This is a genomic window from Synechococcus sp. CC9311 (genome assembly GCF_000014585.1).
In the GTDB taxonomy this organism is placed as follows: Bacteria; Cyanobacteriota; Cyanobacteriia; order PCC-6307; family Cyanobiaceae; genus Synechococcus_C.
In genome coordinates, this window is the sequence record NC_008319.1 from 693,491 (window position 1) to 710,271 (window position 16,781).

Sequence of the window (16,781 nt, forward strand, 5' to 3'; positions counted from 1 at the left end):
CGCTACAGCATTCTTTTTCAGTTACAGCACCCCCTCACTTCCAGCCAGTCCTGAAGCGCCATGGTTTTCGATGCTTTGCACAACGAGCTGGCAGCCATTGCCGATCTCAGCTTGCTGACGAGTCCAGCCGATTTGGACCGTTATTCCCGTGACGCCTATGACTACTCACCAGTGCTGCGAAAACAGCTCAGTCAATGCCGCGCCGATCTCGTCGTCAGTGCGGCTTCGGTGCAGGCGGTGCAAGCGGTGGCCGCGGCATGCCATCGCCATGGCGTGCCGCTGACCTTGCGTGGGTCGGGAACGGGTAATTACGGCCAGTGCGTTCCCTTGAAAGGAGGTGTGGTGCTCTTGATGGATGCCTTGCGCGAGGTGCGTTCCATCGATCCGGCTTCTGGTGTTGTGACCGTGGAATGCGGTTGCTTGATGCGTGACTTGGACCGCGCCTTGGCTGTTCATGGCCGGCAATTAAGGCTGTTTCCAAGTACTTGGCGCAGTGCCACGATCGGTGGCTTTATCAGCGGCGGATCCGGGGGGATCGGCTCAGTGCGCTGGGGATTTTTGCGAGATCCCGGTCACCTGCTCGGCCTGGAGGTGGTGACGATGGAGTCTTCACCTCGGCTGTTGCAATTGGAGGCTGCTGAGGCGGAAGCCTTGAATCATGCCTATGGCACCAATGGCATCATCACGGCACTCAAGCTCTCCTCGGCGGCGCGGGTGGCGTGGCAGGAGGTGGTTGTGGATTGTCCCAACTGGACGTCGGCGGTGGAGTTGGCTCAACGATGTGGTCAAGCTGCGGTTGAGTTGAATCTCTGCACCGTTCTGCAGTCGGCCATCGTGGAGCGCCTCCCGTCTTGGAGTGGGGCCTCACGGGGACAGCACAGGTTGCTGTTGTTGGTGGCTCCCGATGGGGTAAGCACGATTGAACGTCTGGCGAGTTCTTTGCAGGCGCAGGTGGAGGTGCTTGGGCCAGAGGACAACCATCAGGGCAATGGTCTGAGGGAGTTGAGCTGGAATCACACAACCCTGCATCTGCGCAATCACGATCCCAACTGGACCTATCTGCAGATGCTTCTGCCCCAGCCGGAACAGGCCTGTATGGATGGGCTCCAGCAGCGCTGGGGCGATGATCTCGTGTGGCATCTCGAGGCAGTGCGTCAGCAGGGGGCCTTCCGATTGGCTGCTCTGCCAGTGGTCTATTGGAGAGGGGCTAAGGCTCTGCAGGACTTAATCGACGACTGTCTTGCCCAGGGGGCATTTGTGTTTAACCCCCATGTCCTCACTGTTGAGGGAGGAGGCCTTGGTGTGATTGATGGCGATCAGGTGGCAGCAAAGCATCGTCACGATCCTGATGGCTTGCTCAACCCAGGAAAGCTTGGCGGCTTCCCAGCGTGATCAGCAGTCAAGGCTGTCGCGGGTGGAGACACCGCTGCTGGAATTGACGCCATCAGCGTCCTGACAGAGCCGACGTTGGTCTTCCCGATCCAACAAAGCATCCGTGAAATCAGCGCCTTCAATATCTGCACCGGCAAAGCTGCTTCCGGCAGCGATCACGCCAACAAGCAAGGCATCGCGAAGATCTGTTTTGGAGAAATCGGCACGATCCATCAGCGCATCACTGAGGTTGGCTCCATGGAAATTGGCTTCTGGGAATTCCGCTTGGGTGAAGATTGTTCCTTGCAGGTTGGCGTCGCTGAAATCAGCACCCCTGCCAGTTGCACCGGCGAAAGAAGTGTTGACGAGGTTCTGGCCGTGGAAGTCACCGCCGCTCTGGTTGGTCAGGGTGTAATCCACCCGCTCTTGGAATAAGGCTCGATCCTGAAGCCCCACACCGGTGGAGGTGTCGAGAGCGATTACAGGGAATGGCAGCACTGTCATGACCGCCAGCAGAGCAATCGCGAACAGTGAGCGCAGAGTCTGGTTGCGCATGACGGATGCATCGAAAGCTGACCACACTCTGCCGTTCATTTGCCGATGTGGGTTTCGTGGAGGTCTTGACCCTTAGGGCTCTTGCAGTACTCCCTCGTTCAACAACGATCCAATCAAGTACAAGGAGCCTGCAATCACAGGCATTGGCCTCGGTCTGTCTGAGTCGTTCTTAAACAGTTTGATGAGAACGTCCTCCACGCTTGATGCGCTCCTCAGTTGATGCGCATGCGTTGGGAAGATCTCGCTCAATGCGTCAGCTGTCCAGCTGACATGCCCTGGCACCGGCACGATCCAGGCTTCATCGTTTGGTTCCAACAGAATCCTGAGCATCTCTGGGGCTTGCTTGTGGCCCTGAATGCCAAGAATCCAGATCTGCTGATGCCCTGGCTGGTTCCAGCATCGACGCTCGAGCGCGAGCTGCTGAGCTGCATCGGGGTTGTGGGCTCCATCCACACGCACAGATTGGTGGTTCCAGTGAAGCGTTTGCAGCCGTCCAGGCCAACGGGCTTGGGCCAGGCCTTGCCGGATTTGCCCCTCTGTGATCGCGCTGCCCAGTGCATTCATGCGTCGCAGCGCTGCACGGGCAACGGCTCCATTACGCCGTTGCAGATGTCCAGGTAGCCCTAACTCCCACGCGTCTGGGAGGGGCTCCACCCACTCCAGCGTTGCGCCCATGTCTTGGCTACGCGCCTCCAAGACCTTGGTCACCTCCTCGTGTTGAGGGGCACTGATTACATGGGCTCCAGGGCTGATGACCGCTGCTTTTTCGCTGCTGATGGCGGTTAAGGAGTGCCCAAGATGCTCGCAGTGATCCATTCCGATCGAGCCAATGGCGATGAGAGGTCGATAGGGATGGGCCGTTGTGGCATCCAGCCTTCCTCCAAGGCCTGCTTCTAGGACGAGCCAATCCAGGGTATTGGCTTCGAAATGGACCAAGGCTGCGCTGATCAGCTGCTCGAACGGGGTCAGGTTGTGGTGCTGAGCCAGCGGTTGGAGTTGTTTTAAGCGTTGGCGTAGTTGAGGTAGCTCAATCTGCTGCTGGTTCACGCAAATCCGTTCACACCAACTGGTGAGATGGGGAGAGGTGGTGAGGCCAGAGTGCAGACCTGCTGCTGTCAGGCCGCTGTGAATCATGCAAGCGATTGACCCCTTGCCATTGGTGCCCACCACCTGCACGGCGGGAACATCAGCGCAGGGGTTGGCTAGATCAGCAAGTGCCCTTTGCATTCGCTCAAGGGATAGATCCATTCCCCGCTGCTCAAAGGGGGAGAGCAGGTCCGCCAACTCATCGATGGGATCAAGCTTGGAGAGAATCACGCGTTGAGCAAGTCCAGCGTGCGTTCAAGTCGGGAGAGCAGCTCGTTCACCTCTCGGCGATCAATCACTAGGGGAGGAACCATCCGCACTACCTTGGTTCCGGCAGGCACGAGCAAGAGTTTTTGCGCTAAGGCTGCTTTTACAACATCAGCAGCATTGAGATCGCAGTCCTCTCGGAGAACCAATCCCTGCAGCAATCCCCAACCTCGGGCATCCTCGAGTTGTTGAGGAAAGCGTTTGATGAGTTGGTTGAGTCCAGCTCTTAATTGCGCACCGCGTTCTGACACGTTGCGGAGCAGCTGTCTCCGTTCCAATTCGCGGGCGACGGTTAGACCAGCGCGACAAGCAAATGGATTGCCGCCAAACGTGCTGGCGTGATCTCCAGGTGTGAACAGGTCGGCGTGTTTGGTTGTGAGCAGGGCACCGATCGCATGGCCACCACCGAGTCCTTTCGCCAAGGTGATCACATCTGGTTGGACATCGAGTTGCTCGTAGCCCCAGAGCCTGCCGCTGCGACCCATTCCCACTTGAACTTCGTCAAAGATCAACAGGATGTTGCGTTCATCGCAGTGGCGACGCATCGCACGGAACACTTCGGGATCGCCTGGATTCACACCGCCTTCACCTTGGAGCGGCTCGATCAGCACAGCGCAAACCTGAGGGCCATGGGCCTCTAGGCGGTTTAAAAGCAGTTCAAAGCTGTGGATGTCGTTGTAAGTGAAGGTCTCAAATCCCTCCACCATCGGCTCAAACCCAATGTGATAGCGAGGTTGACCGGTGGCGCTCACCGCTGCCAGCGTGCGGCCATGGAAGCTCGCTGCAGCCGTCAAGATGACGGGTCGTTCGATTCCCCGCCGTTGGTGGCCATGTTTGCGGGCCAATTTGATGGCCGCTTCATTGGCTTCCGCACCGGAATTGCAGAAGAACACACTGTCTGCGCAGCTGTTGTTCACGAGCCAACGGGCTAGCTCTTCTTGCTCGGGAATCTCATAAAGATTGGAGACGTGCTGCAGGCGGCTGAGCTGATCCTTCAGAGCGCGCCGCATCGCGCGGTTGCTATGGCCGAGGGTGCAGGTGGCAATTCCAGCTACAGCATCGAGGTAGCGATGGCCTTTGTGGTCACGGACCCAGCAGCCTTTCCCACGCACCAGGGTGAGCGGGTAGCGGTTGTAGGTCCCCATCACAGCAGTGGGGGGAGACTCCGATAAGTCAGTGGTTTTTGTGGATGTACCTGCCATTTCGCCCGACTGTTGACCAGTGGCCTTCGTTCTTCTATTGAAGCTGACCGCCCCTTGAGGGCCTCGCTCACAGATCAGTTGGAAGTGACAGGCCCTTTGCCTTGCATCTCAGTACTGAATCACCAATGTGCCCATTCAATGAATGGGATTATCCCGATTGGGTCATACAGGTGGTCGGACTTGAACCGACAAGGGTTTCCCCGCCGCATTTTGAGTGCGGTGCGTCTACCAATTCCGCCACACCTGCTGGTTCGCGTCTCCAGACGCTCTAGGTCCCTCAATGATTGAGAGCTCACTAATTACCCTACACGTTGTGGGACTGAGGCTCCCTCAGGATGTACGCCTGGTTAATTTGGCTCCAGTACGACCCAGCTTCGCTTCGATATCGGCGTAGCCACGGTCGAGGTGTTCGAGGCCGCTCACTTGCGACTTTCCATTCGCGACCAGTGCCGCCAACACCATGGCTGCTGAGGCCCTGAGATCGGTTCCATTCACTGGAGCTCCGCTGAGTGCGGACACTCCTTCTACGACCGCAGTGTTGCTTTGAACCCTGATGGAGGCACCCATGCGCTGCAGCTCTGCGACGTGCTGCATTCGGTTTTCATAGATCTTTTCGGTGATCACACTGGTTCCCTGTGCCGTGGCCAGTAAGGCCATGAACGGTGCTTGAAGATCGGTGGGAAAACCAGGGAACGGTTGGGTAGTGATGTCGATGCCCTTGATCTCACCTGGAGTAATCGTGATCCCTTCGTTGTCGATCTCAAGTTTGCAGCCGCAGTCTCGCAACTTCTGCAGAACTGCACTGAGATGATCAGGAATCACAGGTGCCACTCTGAGCTTGGAGCGGGTGATGGCCGCAGCAAGCAGAAAGGTGCCAGCCTCAATGCGGTCGGGAATCACCGTGTAATCGCAACCATGGAGTTGATCCACACCTTCCACGGTGATGGTGGGTCCACCAGCCCCGGTGATTTTGGCGCCCATCGCAATCAACAAGTTGGCGAGATCCTGTACCTCTGGCTCCTGTGCAGCATTCGAAATCACGCTGGTGCCTTGAGCCAAGGCTGCAGCCATCAAAATGGTTTCCGTGGCGCCCACACTCGGGCAATCCAAGACGATCTCTGCACCTTTGAGACGTTGCTCCCTGCCTGGAATTGAGGCGGCAATGATCCCGTGATCCACGTTCACAACGGCTCCTAGGGCCTTCAATCCACGGATGTGTTCCACCACCGGACGGGCACCAATGCGGCATCCCCCTGGAAGGGGCACCCGCGCGTGTCCCATTCGGGCGAGAAGCGGGCCAATGGCAAAAAAGCTGGCTCGCAGGCCATTCACCAATTCGTAGGGAGGCTCAGCTCCCGTCATCTGATCGGCATGTAGGTGAACCACCTCGCCGCTGCGTTGAACCTTGACGCCCAGGGAAGACAGGATTTCTGTCATCCCGCCGATGTCCGTTAATGGGGGGACATTGCGAAGCGTCAGGGGGGCTTCGGTTAGTAGAGAAGCAGTCATCAGCACGAGGGCTGAATTTTTCGCGCCGCTGACGCGAAGCTCTCCGCTCAATTTTTCTCCACCATCAATCACGAGGTGCGGCTTGAGAATGTCTTGAGACGCAAGAGCCGCTGCCGTCATGCCCGTGGTTACTAAATTCACGACCATCTTGACCATCAAGGATGAGACCGTCTAGACGGCCGGCGCTCAAACTGGTTCTGTTGGGTTCAGATCGTGTCTGTCACTCCAAAGCTGATGTCGTATGGTCATCAGGTCACGTTTGTGACGCCAGCGGTTGTGGCGGAATTGGTAGACGCGCATGTTTCAGGTACATGTGTCTTCGGACGTGGGAGTTCAAGTCTCCCTAACCGCATTAACGTGATTGGGTCAGGACTCCCAGCTCCTTCATGATTGTGCTCAAGATCTCCAACTCATCGGAGGTAGTGGCTTCCAAAGTTGGCAAGTTTCTCGAATTTTTGACACCTGACTCGATTGATCAATCCACTGTGGAAGATCAAGTCATTAAAAAGTTGGTTGAGAATTTGGCCGCTGAAGGAATCAAAGGTGAAATTGCTGCGGTTCAAGGCATCGACCTCAACGGTCAGGATCTCAATCTTCACGATGGCTTGAAAGTTCGTAAGCACACGAGCTTCTGATTTCGTGTCATTGAAAGATCAGTCAGATGAGCTGATCACAAGTCGTCGCAACCCACTCGTGCGAAGACTTCGTTCGTTGTCAGCCCGTTCAGGGAGAGACGAGCATGGCGTGGTTCTGTTGGAAGGAACTCACCAACTTCAAGAACTTCAGTGCTGTTCTTGGACAGATTCTGTTTCACTTGATGTTGTTGCAACTCCCGCTTGGTTGCAGACGCACGCTGACTTGATTCGTGCGTTGCCGGGGTCTGTGCGGGTGCAGAGGATCAGTGCCGAAGCATTGCAAGCCGGCTTAACCACGGTTCAGCCCGATGGTGTTGCTTGTTTACTGCCCTTGGCTTGCTTGCCTTCAGTGGTTGAGGCCCCCGACTTTGTTCTGGCGCTTGATCGCATTCAGGATCCAGGCAACCTCGGAACGCTGCTGCGCACCGCGCGTGCCGCAGACATCCAGCAGGTTTGGTGCGCGTCCGGTGCTGATCCGTTGGCGCCGAAGGTGGTGCGCTCGTCGGCTGGTGCGATCCTGAGCTTGCCAGTTGAGCGCTTTGGCCCGGATCCAATGGAAGGGGTCGTTCAACTCGCGGAACGATTGAACCAAGCGCGTGAGGCCGGGCTTCAAATTGTGGCCACTTTGGTGCCAGATGCGGCAGCAAATTTAAGCGTTCAGCCCTATTGGGAATTGGACTGGACCTTGCCCACGGTTCTTCTGCTCGGAAACGAAGGAGCAGGACTGGACCCCTTGTTGCAGGCCTGCTGCTCCGCTGGCGTGACCCTGCCCCATAGCTCCGCTGTGGAATCGCTCAATGTGGCTGCTGCTGCGGTCCCTCTGCTTTTGGAGAGGCGACGGGCGAGAATGACGTCTTCAATGCAGACGACCGGGTGAGCGACGCCAATTTCGACTTCGATGTGATCGTCATTGGCGCCGGATATGGCGGCTTTGACGCAGCCAAACATGCAGCCGATCATGGCCTCAAGGTGGCGGTCCTTGAATCCCGTGACATGGGAGGCACCTGCGTTAACCGTGGCTGTGTCCCCTCAAAAGCTCTGTTGGCTGCCAGTGGTCGCGTGCGTGAGCTGGCTGATGCTGAGCATCTTGCAGGGTTTGGTATTCATGCGGCTCCAGTGCGTTTTGAGCGCAAGAAGATTGCTGATCATGCCAATCAACTGGTGGCCACGATTCGAGCCAATCTCACCAAAACGTTGGAGCGGGCAGGGGTCACCATCCTTCGCGGTCAAGGTCGGCTTGAGGGGCCTCAACGGGTTGGGGTGCGTGAGGTCAGCGGAGTGGAAAGGGTCTTAACGGCACGGGATGTGATCTTGGCCACCGGCTCTGATCCCTTTGTCCCCCCGGGCATCGAAACGGATGGGCGCAGTGTGTTCACCAGTGATGAGGCGGTCAATCTGGAATGGCTGCCTCGTTGGATTGCGATTATTGGCAGTGGCTATATCGGACTGGAATTTGCGGATGTCTACACGGCTTTGGGCTGTGAAGTCACGATGATTGAGGCCTTGGATCGGGTGATGCCAACCTTTGATCCTGATATCGCCAAGATCGCAGCCCGCAAATTGATCGATGGTCGCGATATTGATGCGCGCTCTGGGGTTTTGGCCAAATCGATTCAACCAGGATCACCGGTGCAGATTGAGCTGGTTGATATGCAAACCAGAGAGCCAGTGGAGACTTTGGAAGTGGATGCGGTGCTCGTGGCGACAGGCCGTGTGCCAAGCAGCAAGCATCTCAATCTCGAGTCTGTGGGAGTGGAGACCAATCGCGGATTCATTCCAGTGGACGACAGCATGCGCGTGTTGGTGAATGGTGCTCCACAGGCCAATCTCTGGGCTGTTGGCGACGTCACCGGCAAGTTGATGCTCGCTCACACGGCCGCGGCTCAGGGTTCGGTGGCTGTTGACAACATTCTTGGTCACCCCAGGCAAATCGATTACCGCAGTATTCCTGCCGCCACCTTTACGCATCCTGAGATCAGTTCTGTGGGCTTATCAGAAGCCGATGCCAAGCAGCTCGCAGGAGAGGAGGGTTTTGAGTTGGGAACGGTACGGAGCTATTTCAAAGCCAATTCCAAAGCGCTTGCTGAACTGGAAAGTGATGGCCTGATGAAGTTGTTGTTTAACAAAACCAGTGGGGAGGTTCTGGGGGCGCATATCTACGGGTTGCATGCCGCTGATCTGATTCAGGAGATTGCAAATGCGGTGTCCCGTCGTCAAAGCGTGACCCAACTTGCCAATGAGGTGCACACGCATCCAACCCTGAGTGAAGTGGTGGAAGTGGCGTACAAGCAGGCGGCTTCAGCAGTGGGGGCCTGAGTGATGGAGATCCGCCGTCGTCCACCCAATCCCAAGGTGCAAGTTGCGCATTTGGAGTACGCGGTCCCTGATCAGGACAGCGAACCTCGCAATATTTTGGAAAAAATCGTCTGGGAAAAAGATCGAGAGATCGCGGTTGCTCGTGAGCGCATGCCATTGGAGCAGTTGCGCCGCAAGGTGGCCGATTTGCCCCCAGCCCGTGATTTTCTGGGCGCGTTAAGCGCTGCAGCGGTGAGGCCTGCCGTGATTGCTGAGGTGAAAAAAGCGAGTCCCAGCAAAGGTGTGATTCGAGAGGATTTCGATCCAGTCGCGATTGCCAAGGCTTATGCGTCCGGTGGGGCAAGCTGCCTTTCGGTGCTCACAGATAAAGCCTTTTTCCAGGGTGGTTTCAATGTGTTGATTGAGGTGCGCGAAGCCGTGGATCTCCCATTGCTTTGTAAGGACTTCATCCTCAGTCCCTATCAGCTCTATCAGGCGCGAGCAGCTGGAGCCGATGCTGCGCTTTTGATTGCGGCGATCCTCACCGATCAAGACCTTGCCTATTTCGCCAAGGTGGCCGCAGCACTTGGCCTTACGGTTTTGGTGGAGGTGCATGACGCTGAAGAGCTGCAGCGGGTGTTGGCCCTGGGTGGTTTCCCTTTGATCGGAATCAACAATCGGGATCTCACCAGTTTTGAAACGGATTTGGCAACGACTGAAACGCTCACGGCCCAATTCGCAGAGCAGCTGTTGGAGCAGCAGATTCTTTTGGTGAGCGAATCGGGACTGTTCCATCGCGCTGATCTTGATCGTGTTCAAGCCGCTGGAGCACAGGCTGTTTTGGTGGGTGAAGCTCTGATGCGGCAAGCGGATGTGGAGGCAGCACTCCAATCATTGATCCATGGTTGAGAGGCAGGTTGAAACGCTTGGATCAGCACCAACAAGCCGTGAATCGGTGGGTTCCGATCTCTGTCCGGTAGAATTGCTGAATCTGAGGATCGCGACTTGCTGATCAGTGTTCTGACGGGCTTCGCGGCGGGTGCTGTGCACGTTGTTGGTGGTGCTGATCATCTTGTCGCGATGGCCCCCTTTTCTCTCAGGCGTCCATTGCAAGCCATGAAGTCAGGAATGGCTTGGGGCGGCGGCCATTCCCTAGGGGTGGTGTTGCTTGGCGTTGTTGCGATTTTTTTTAAAGACTTGATCCATGCTGAAAGCATGTCGGCATGGGCTGAATTTTTGGTGGGGGTGTCTTTGCTTGTGATTGGCGCTCTCGCCATTCGAACCGCATTTGGTTTGGAGTTGCATACCCATGACCATCACCACGATGGTTCGGCCTTGCATCGCCATCTCCATCTGCATCTTCGTGGTCAGAACAACCATCGCCGCCATGCGCATGCGGCATCTGGTCTTGGATTGCTCCATGGATTGGCGGGTGCCGGGCATTTGTTGGCCGTGATCCCAGCTCTCGCGTTGCCGGTCCATGGTGCCGTTCTTTATCTCGTTGCTTATTTGTGCGGATCGATGGGCGCCATGCTCGCTGTGGTGAGCACTCTCTCTTTGCTCACGATGCGAAGTAGCGCTCGTTTTCTTCCTGTTTTGGTGGGTTGCACTGGGGGGCTTTCAATCGTGACGGGAGCGATTTGGCTCCAGAAAACATCATCATTTTTGTTCTGACGGCGTTGCGGCGAGTGCCACAACTTCTCCGATTAAGCACTTTCGAGAGATGATCCCCCATTGCCGGCTGTCTGTGCTGGCATCGGGGTAGTCACCAAGGATGGTGAGCTGATTGTCCGTTACAGCGCTCAGCCGTTTGATCACACGGCATGACGGCTGATGGGGGTGGATGCAAACGATGATGGCTCCGATGGGGGGGACCTCTGAATGTTGATTCAGAGGTCGCACGATGACGGGGTCTTTAGGTTTCAAGGTTGGCCACATCGAATACCCCTCCACTTGCATCACCCGTCGCCGACCACAAAAAAACAGCAGTAGGTCGAGGAGACCTACTGCTGCAAGAGATGGTTGAGATCCTGATATAGAGCTCAGAACCTGACTCAGGAAGCTGTGACCCAGGCGTCAGTGCGGCCTTTGGACTGCCAGAACATGCCGTGGATTTTCTCCACAGCGGCGAGAAGCTCTTCAGCTTTGCCTTGGTCGATGTGAACCTTGCAGGCGCTGCAAAGTTTCGCCGCTTTCCAGAATGTGTCGTGAAGATCGGGGAACGTCGCCAGGTGCTCGGGCTTGAAGTAGTCGGTCCAAAGGATCAAGAGTTCTTTCTTGGTCTTTTGGGCTTCATCTTCCTTGACCGCAACGAAGCGAGCAAAGGTGTTGAGAGCAGCGTGGTGGTCTCCGGCAGAAGCAGGCGCTTCCAAAGCCTTGAGCTTTTTGGTCATCGCGAGCACTGCTTCAGCGTGAACACGAGCTGAAGCAGGGTCATAAACACCGCAGGGTCCGTCGCAGTGGGCTTCAACGGTGGAAGCGGGCAAGGAGCGAACGATCGCTGATAGAGCCGTGCGAAGCATCGGGTTTTAAACAGAATTTCCGTTCGACAAGCCTACCTATGGATCACCTGCCTTTGGATCACTTTTTGATGTCTAGTAGTTCGACTTCAAAAATCAGGGTTGCGTTCGGAGGGATCACTCGGCCTGCACCACGCTGGCCGTAGCCCAGGTCAGGGGGAATCACCAACTTGCGCTTTCCGCCCACTTTCATCCCTTGTACGCCTTCATCCCAACCTTTGATCACCCGACCGGCTCCAAGCGGAAATTCAAACGGAGTGCCGCGGTCGTAGCTGGAATCAAATTGCTTGCCGTCTTCGAGGGTGCCGCGGTAGTTCACGACCACGTTCTGTCCCGAGCTCGCTTCATCACCAGTGCCGACAACCAGGTCGGTGATTTTCAGTCCACTCGCGGTGACTTGAGGCTTCTCTGCTTCAATCGGTCCGCCGAGCGCTGATGCATCAGCCAGCTTGGTATCGGGAGCCATCGCAAACAAGGAGGGGTTGGGGTTGTCGGGGTCGAGTTCCATGGGATTGGCCACGGCCTGAACGACAGCCGATTGGGCCTTCATCTCAGTGTTGCTGGCCATGGTGGATGGTGTTGCTGCGATCACCGTGGAAGGCGATACCAGTTGGCTGATGAACGCCACCATCAGACAGGACGCAAAGACAGCGGTGCTGATCAAAATCTCGCGCACAGAATTTTGCTCGATTGAATCCAAGTCTTGCAGTTCATTCCTCTCGCTCCTTTTGGCGTAACTGCTGCTCAAGGCGATCGATTCTCCCCCGAAGCTCATCCACTTCTCGCTGACTTGCCAGACCGAGGTCTTGAAGGATGTTGTCGCGGTTGCGTTCGAGGTTGCGGCCCATCTGCTGCTCGAGTTCTGGAGTTTCGCCGCGCAATGCTTTCAGCACATCTTCAACTAGGGCGGAAGCATGGGTTGAATCAAGGCGGCCGCTGCTCACCCATTCCTGGGTGACATAACGAAGCCGATCGGCAACAAGGGTGGTGGTGCCGAGTCCACGAAGAAGTAGCTGCTGCAGGGGATTAGCGGTATCCATAGCCATACGGGTGAGTCTCGATACAGGATGGCTTGATCTCCCGGCACTGACCATGGGCAATGACCGATCCCTGGTTCTGCTGCAGGGGCTGGTGGGAGGACTGCTTGCAGGCGTTGCCCTGACAGTGTCGGGGCCTTGGTGGATGGTGCCGGCCCTGGCGCTGCTCTGGGCTGCGTCCTCCAGTTCTCTCGCCTCTGCGCTCTGGGGTGGCGTGGCCGTTCTGTTGAGCCATCGCTGGTTGCTGGCCTTGCATCCCCTGATGTGGATCGGTGTTCCCGCTGGGCTCAGCCTTCCCGTGGCTGCTGGGATCTGGTTGGCCTGTGCACTGTTGGCTGCCCTACTGCTGGCCTGTTGGAGTGGTCTTGTGAACCGCCTTCCCTTGCGGGGGAGCTTGCCCCATGCCGTGCTGGCCGCGGCTGTATGGGGATTGGTGGAAGTGGCGCTATCCCAAAGCCCTGTGTTTTGGATCGGTGTTGGTGGCAGCTTGCTTCCGGCCGACCCCCCTTTGGCTGCGCTGAGTCGCTGGATCGGTGAGGGCGGACTTGCCGCTCTGCAACTGCTGCTCGGCTGGTGGCTTTGGCGCTTGCTGACGCTGTCCCGGCGTGAGTCGGGTTGGTCCGGACTGCTGGCCGGCGGCCTGTTGAGCCTTGTTGTTCTTCATGGGGTAGGGGCCAAGCTGCTCGAGAAGCCAGTCACGATGGCTGCCCAATCCGATCGAGCGGGATACAGCGTTGGCCTCTGGCAACCAGCGATACCCACCCGCGAAAAATTTTCTGCGCAGCGCCAACGGGACCTGCCCTTACGGCTTCAAGCTGCGCTTCAAGAGGCTGAAGCTGCTGATGCGGACTGGCTGATGGCACCTGAAGGCACGTTGTCGTTCCATGATTCCCTCATCGCTCCGGCTCCGATTCCATTGATGAGTGGAGGGTTTCGCTGGTCGAGGGGACGTCAGCACAGCGCCATGGTTTTGGTGGAGGCTGGTGGCACCACTCCGGTGGCCTCGATTGATAAGCATCGATTGGTTCCGTTAGGGGAATGGGTTCCGGCCTTGCCAGGTCTCAGTGGCCTCTCTGCCATTGGAGGCCTGGAGGCGGGAGAGCCATCCCGGCTTTGGCGCTGGGGTGGTCCACCTGCTTCTGTGGCCATCTGTTACGAGATCAGTAATGGAGCGGCGTTGGCTCGCGCCGTGGCTGAGGGGGCGGAGTGGATCCTTGCTGCGGCCAACCTTGACCCCTATCCCCGCCTCCTTCAGATGCAGTATTTGGCTTTGGCCCAGCTGCGCAGTTTGGAAACGGCCAGACCGCTTTTATCAACGGCGAATACGGGTCCAACGGCCATGATCCGAGCCGATGGCCAGATCGCAGATCGCTTGGCGTCGTTCGATCCAGGCCTTTTGGTGGTGCCGTTTCAACCCCGCACTGGTTTGACTGGGTATGTGCGCTGGGGAGAGTTGCCCCTGCTGTTGCTGATCGGAGCCTCGTCGCTGGTGTTGATCAGACCGGCGAGTCGATTAGGCCCCCGCCCAGCACGACCTCGCCGTCGTACAACACAGCCCCCTGACCAGGCGTGATCGAGAACTGAGGCTCTTGGAAGGTGAGTTTGCAGCGATGAGGGCGCTCTTTGGCCCGATCGTTAGCAGTGGCTTCGATGCAGATGAGATGGGCTCGAACGGGTTCGCTGCGGTAGCGCACTTGCACCTCCACCTCCATGGGTGAATCGAGTGGGGGCGGCGCGATTGAGACCCAGTTCATAGCGCCAACCTCGCAGCCAGTCCGACCAGCTTCTGCCCTCGTGGCGACCACCACCTGATTCATGGCGGCATCGAGTTTCACCACATGGAGTGGTTCACTCCAGGCAATTCCCAAGCCTTTACGTTGACCGATGGTGAAGTGTTCGATTCCGTCGTGCTGCCCGACCACCGTTCCGTCTTGCAGCACGATTTCACCGTCCCGTGGGGGAATGTAGGCATCGAGGAAAGCGCGCATCGAGCCGTGGTGATCGGCGAGGCAGAGGTCCTGGCTTTCTGGCTTGTCGGCAGTCCGTAATCCGTGGCGCCCGGCCTCAAGACGGGTGTCGGCCTTGGTGAGTTCGCCGAGTGGGAACACCACGCGCGCCAAAACTTCCTGGGGGAGGTCATAGAGGAAGTAACTCTGGTCTTTGCGGCGATCCAAACCTCGCAACAGCTTCCAGCGACCGTCTTCCCGGTCAAGACGGATGCGGGCGTAATGGCCTGTAGCAATCCTGGGGAGATTGCGTTCTTGTTCGGCCCAGGCGAGCATCGGCCCGAATTTCACCGAACGGTTGCACTTGGAACATGGCAGGGGTGTGATGCCAGCTCTGTAGCCATCAACTAAGCCTTGAACGATCTCGCGAACGAAGGTGTCTCTTGAATCCACCACGTGGTGGGGAACCCCGAGCTGTTGACAGATTCCGGCAGCATCCACCAGGCCCTCGGCGCAGCACGCTCCCTTTCCGCTCATCAGCCAGAGAGTGAGGCCCTCCACCTCCCAGCCGGCTTCCACCATCAATGCTGCGGTCAGCGAGCTGTCGACCCCGCCTGAAAGCCCTACTGCCACACGATGCTCGCCAGGCCATTGGCGCAATCGCTCCAGGGCCTCGGCACCTGCTTGAGTTGCTGTAGAGGTGGTCATCTTGGCCTCTGCCGACATGGGCGGGCATCGCTGTCTAACTCCATAGTGAGGGCCCGGGTGTTTTTGGCTTGGTCTGGCCTCCTCTTGATACGGAGCACTGGCTCGTCAGTGCAGAGCAAATGCTGGCTCTGGAGCAGGAATGGCTGGGGAGTGGTTTGCCTGTTGCCGCTTTGATGGAGGCCGTCGGCCAGGCGATGGCTGATTGGTGTCTTCAGCGCCGGAAGCGGCTGGAGCAGGGCGTGTTGGTGTTAGTGGGACCGGGCCATAACGGTGGTGATGGGTTGGTGCTGGCAAGACGGCTGATGCATGCCGGAGTGGAGGTGAGGCTGTGGGCCCCTCTGCCGCTCCGGCAAACGCTTACCCAAGAGCATTGGCGTCATCTGGAGTGGCTTGGTGCAACTGTTCTGGAGACGCAGCCGGATCCGAGGGATTCAGCTCTGTGGGTGGAGGCACTGTTTGGATTGGGACAACATCGTCCTCTCCCTGAGGGTTTGGTGCTGTTGTTTGAAGAACGCGAGCGTGTTCAGCCCGGTCGGTTGATCAGTTTGGATGTCCCTGCGGGGATGCATTCCAATCACGGCCGGATGCAGGCCGGCGGTGGGGCGGTGGCCTCCGACACGTTGTGTGTGGGCCTGGTGAAACGCGGGTTGGTTCAGGACGCAGCTCTAGCCAATGTGGGATGTGTGCATCGCTTAGACCCTGGCGTTCCGCAACTGTTGATTGATCGACGGAAGTCATCGGCTGTGCTGCGGGTGATGGCAAAAGATCTGGCGACCCTGCCGGTTCCCCAAGATGCGCCAACTGCGATGAAATATCAGCGAGGCCGCGTCTTGGTGCTTGCAGGTAGCGATCGCTATCGCGGCGCAGCAGTCCTGGCGGCGAATGGGGTGATGGCGAGCGGGGTGGGAAGTTTCAACGCTGCGTTGCCAGAAGCCGTGGCTGAGCTCATCTGGCAGTGGATTCCTGAGTTGGTGGTGTCGGCCGCGTTACCAGCAACGGCTTCGAGAGGGTTGGCTTGGGGGCCATGGCTGGCGCTCGCAGATCTATCCCGTTTTGATGCGTTGTTGCTAGGCCCTGGTATTGGAGCGCTGGAAGCGCAGTGGGATGCCTGGGCAGAACCCTTGGTGTCGTTTCAAGGGCTACTCGTGCTGGATGCGGATGGGCTCAACGCCTTGGCCGCCTCAAAGCAAGGCTGGCGCTGGCTTTGCCGGCGTGAGTTCCCAACCTGGATCACCCCGCATCGCAGTGAATTCGCAAGGCTTTTCCCTGATTCCAGTGGTAAGGAACCGCTGGAGAGTGCGCAATGGGCAGCAGCAGAGAGCGGAGCGGTTGTGCTCCTGAAGGGTGCTCACTCCTTGATTGCCGATCCGAATGGTGTGGTCCATCAACTTGTTGATACGTCTGTGCAGGCGGCTCGCACGGGCCTGGGAGATCTGTTGGCTGGATTTGCCGTTGGCTGGGGGGCGCGTTGCCTGGCTTGTGGAGAGGAGCCGCAGGGAACAGCTCTTGCGGCCGCGGCTTTGTTGCATGCCGAGGCGGCAAGAACTAGTGAAGATGCCAGTAGTGCTAGGGAGATTGCCAAAACCCTTGCTGAGCTCACCCGTCGGATTTGCGGGAATTAACTATTAAAAAGTTGAAGAAGTTTTAAAAT

17 protein-coding genes and 2 tRNA genes are annotated in these 16,781 nt (G+C 57.6%); 9 read left to right on the plus strand and 10 right to left on the minus strand.

The features are described from left to right. Nucleotides 1–60: 60 nt before the first annotated feature. Nucleotides 61–1,392: an FAD-binding oxidoreductase gene (locus tag SYNC_RS03560; protein ID WP_041426386.1), complete on the plus strand. Its 1,332-nt coding sequence runs from the start codon at nucleotides 61–63 to the stop codon at nucleotides 1,390–1,392. Here the strand turns inward: SYNC_RS03560 and SYNC_RS03565 are convergent, their stop codons facing one another. From SYNC_RS03565 to murA, 5 genes are all read right to left on the minus strand, one after another. Continuing rightward, nucleotides 1,393–1,926 (minus strand): pentapeptide repeat-containing protein, encoded by a 534-nt coding sequence (locus SYNC_RS03565; RefSeq protein WP_041426387.1) that lies wholly within the window; start codon nucleotides 1,924–1,926, stop codon nucleotides 1,393–1,395. Nucleotides 1,927–1,998: 72 nt separating this feature from the next. After that, the gene (locus tag SYNC_RS03570; RefSeq protein WP_011618686.1) at nucleotides 1,999–3,243 is read right to left on the minus strand and encodes a folylpolyglutamate synthase/dihydrofolate synthase family protein; all 1,245 of its coding nucleotides are present in this window, start codon (nucleotides 3,241–3,243) and stop codon (nucleotides 1,999–2,001) included. After that, nucleotides 3,240–4,481, minus strand: a complete 1,242-nt coding sequence (locus SYNC_RS03575) for an aspartate aminotransferase family protein (protein WP_011618687.1) — start codon at nucleotides 4,479–4,481, stop codon at nucleotides 3,240–3,242. The genes SYNC_RS03570 and SYNC_RS03575 overlap by 4 nt, the downstream gene beginning before the upstream one ends. A 165-nt stretch (nucleotides 4,482–4,646) precedes the next feature. After that, nucleotides 4,647–4,728 (minus strand) — tRNA-Leu (locus SYNC_RS03580). A gap of 83 nt (nucleotides 4,729–4,811) precedes the next feature. After that, nucleotides 4,812–6,110, minus strand: a complete 1,299-nt coding sequence (gene murA / locus SYNC_RS03585) for a UDP-N-acetylglucosamine 1-carboxyvinyltransferase (RefSeq protein ID WP_041426388.1) — start codon at nucleotides 6,108–6,110, stop codon at nucleotides 4,812–4,814. 150 nt (nucleotides 6,111–6,260) lie between these two features. Between murA and SYNC_RS03590 the strand changes: the two genes are divergently transcribed. From SYNC_RS03590 to SYNC_RS03615, 6 genes are all read left to right on the plus strand, one after another. Further along, a tRNA-Leu gene (locus SYNC_RS03590) sits at nucleotides 6,261–6,342 on the plus strand. A 34-nt stretch (nucleotides 6,343–6,376) separates the two neighbouring features. Then, nucleotides 6,377–6,625 carry a hypothetical protein gene (locus SYNC_RS03595; protein WP_011618689.1) on the plus strand — a complete coding sequence of 83 codons (249 nt, stop codon included), beginning with the start codon at nucleotides 6,377–6,379 and terminating at the stop codon, nucleotides 6,623–6,625. Between the two features lie 4 nt (nucleotides 6,626–6,629). After that, nucleotides 6,630–7,502, plus strand: coding sequence for an RNA methyltransferase (locus SYNC_RS03600; protein WP_011618690.1), 873 nt, complete (start codon nucleotides 6,630–6,632; stop codon nucleotides 7,500–7,502). Next, a complete protein-coding gene (gene lpdA, locus SYNC_RS03605) occupies nucleotides 7,499–8,941 on the plus strand; it encodes a dihydrolipoyl dehydrogenase (RefSeq protein ID WP_011618691.1) in 1,443 nt (480 codons plus the stop codon). Before SYNC_RS03600 ends, lpdA begins: the two co-directional genes overlap by 4 nt. Before the next feature lie 3 nt (nucleotides 8,942–8,944). Further along, nucleotides 8,945–9,829, plus strand: coding sequence for an indole-3-glycerol phosphate synthase TrpC (gene trpC, locus SYNC_RS03610; protein WP_011618692.1), 885 nt, complete (start codon nucleotides 8,945–8,947; stop codon nucleotides 9,827–9,829). A 96-nt stretch (nucleotides 9,830–9,925) separates the two neighbouring features. Further along, on the plus strand, nucleotides 9,926–10,594 hold the full coding sequence (locus tag SYNC_RS03615; RefSeq protein ID WP_041426389.1) for a hydantoin utilization protein A: 669 nt from the start codon (nucleotides 9,926–9,928) through the stop codon (nucleotides 10,592–10,594). On the opposite strand, the gene sodX is transcribed toward SYNC_RS03615, so the two are convergent. The 4 genes from sodX to SYNC_RS03635 all read right to left on the minus strand — a co-directional run bounded on the left by sodX (nucleotide 10,580) and on the right by SYNC_RS03635 (nucleotide 12,479). Further along, nucleotides 10,580–10,879: a nickel-type superoxide dismutase maturation protease gene (gene sodX / locus SYNC_RS03620; RefSeq protein ID WP_011618695.1), complete on the minus strand. Its 300-nt coding sequence runs from the start codon at nucleotides 10,877–10,879 to the stop codon at nucleotides 10,580–10,582. The genes SYNC_RS03615 and sodX overlap by 15 nt on opposite strands. Before the next feature lie 95 nt (nucleotides 10,880–10,974). Continuing rightward, nucleotides 10,975–11,442 carry a superoxide dismutase, Ni gene (sodN, locus tag SYNC_RS03625; RefSeq protein WP_011618696.1) on the minus strand — a complete coding sequence of 156 codons (468 nt, stop codon included), beginning with the start codon at nucleotides 11,440–11,442 and terminating at the stop codon, nucleotides 10,975–10,977. Between the two features lie 58 nt (nucleotides 11,443–11,500). Then, entirely contained in the window at nucleotides 11,501–12,115 is a 615-nt protein-coding gene (locus SYNC_RS03630) for an FKBP-type peptidyl-prolyl cis-trans isomerase (RefSeq protein ID WP_041426905.1), read from the minus strand. A 34-nt stretch (nucleotides 12,116–12,149) separates the two neighbouring features. Next, nucleotides 12,150–12,479 (minus strand): phasin family protein, encoded by a 330-nt coding sequence (locus tag SYNC_RS03635; protein WP_011618698.1) that lies wholly within the window; start codon nucleotides 12,477–12,479, stop codon nucleotides 12,150–12,152. Between the two features lie 52 nt (nucleotides 12,480–12,531). Here SYNC_RS03635 and SYNC_RS03640 point away from each other — a divergent pair, with 52 nt between their 5' ends. Beyond that, nucleotides 12,532–14,049 (plus strand): apolipoprotein N-acyltransferase, encoded by a 1,518-nt coding sequence (locus tag SYNC_RS03640; RefSeq protein ID WP_041426391.1) that lies wholly within the window; start codon nucleotides 12,532–12,534, stop codon nucleotides 14,047–14,049. Here the strand turns inward: SYNC_RS03640 and mnmA are convergent. Beyond that, on the minus strand, nucleotides 13,973–15,130 hold the full coding sequence (gene mnmA / locus SYNC_RS03645; protein ID WP_041426906.1) for a tRNA 2-thiouridine(34) synthase MnmA: 1,158 nt from the start codon (nucleotides 15,128–15,130) through the stop codon (nucleotides 13,973–13,975). The genes SYNC_RS03640 and mnmA overlap by 77 nt on opposite strands. A 68-nt stretch (nucleotides 15,131–15,198) precedes the next feature. Between mnmA and SYNC_RS03650 the strand changes: the two genes are divergently transcribed. Continuing rightward, on the plus strand, nucleotides 15,199–16,752 hold the full coding sequence (locus tag SYNC_RS03650) for a bifunctional ADP-dependent NAD(P)H-hydrate dehydratase/NAD(P)H-hydrate epimerase (RefSeq protein ID WP_011618701.1): 1,554 nt from the start codon (nucleotides 15,199–15,201) through the stop codon (nucleotides 16,750–16,752). The last annotated feature ends 29 nt before the right edge of the window (nucleotides 16,753–16,781 follow it).

What these genes read in the sequence shown, in the direction of transcription:
- SYNC_RS03560 (WP_041426386.1), top strand. Translation starts at nt 61, where the DNA reads ATGGTTTTCGATGCTTTGCACAACGAGCTGGCAGCCATTGCCGATCTC.
- SYNC_RS03565 (WP_041426387.1), bottom strand. Translation starts at nt 1,926, where the DNA reads ATGCGCAACCAGACTCTGCGCTCACTGTTCGCGATTGCTCTGCTGGCG.
- SYNC_RS03575 (WP_011618687.1), bottom strand. Translation starts at nt 4,481, where the DNA reads ATGGCAGGTACATCCACAAAAACCACTGACTTATCGGAGTCTCCCCCC.
- murA (WP_041426388.1), bottom strand. Translation starts at nt 6,110, where the DNA reads ATGACGGCAGCGGCTCTTGCGTCTCAAGACATTCTCAAGCCGCACCTC.
- SYNC_RS03595 (WP_011618689.1), top strand. Translation starts at nt 6,377, where the DNA reads ATGATTGTGCTCAAGATCTCCAACTCATCGGAGGTAGTGGCTTCCAAA.
- trpC (WP_011618692.1), top strand. Translation starts at nt 8,945, where the DNA reads ATGGAGATCCGCCGTCGTCCACCCAATCCCAAGGTGCAAGTTGCGCAT.
- sodX (WP_011618695.1), bottom strand. Translation starts at nt 10,879, where the DNA reads ATGCAAGTGGAGGGGTATTCGATGTGGCCAACCTTGAAACCTAAAGAC.
- sodN (WP_011618696.1), bottom strand. Translation starts at nt 11,442, where the DNA reads ATGCTTCGCACGGCTCTATCAGCGATCGTTCGCTCCTTGCCCGCTTCC.
- SYNC_RS03635 (WP_011618698.1), bottom strand. Translation starts at nt 12,479, where the DNA reads ATGGATACCGCTAATCCCCTGCAGCAGCTACTTCTTCGTGGACTCGGC.
- SYNC_RS03640 (WP_041426391.1), top strand. Translation starts at nt 12,532, where the DNA reads ATGGGCAATGACCGATCCCTGGTTCTGCTGCAGGGGCTGGTGGGAGGA.
- mnmA (WP_041426906.1), bottom strand. Translation starts at nt 15,130, where the DNA reads ATGACCACCTCTACAGCAACTCAAGCAGGTGCCGAGGCCCTGGAGCGA.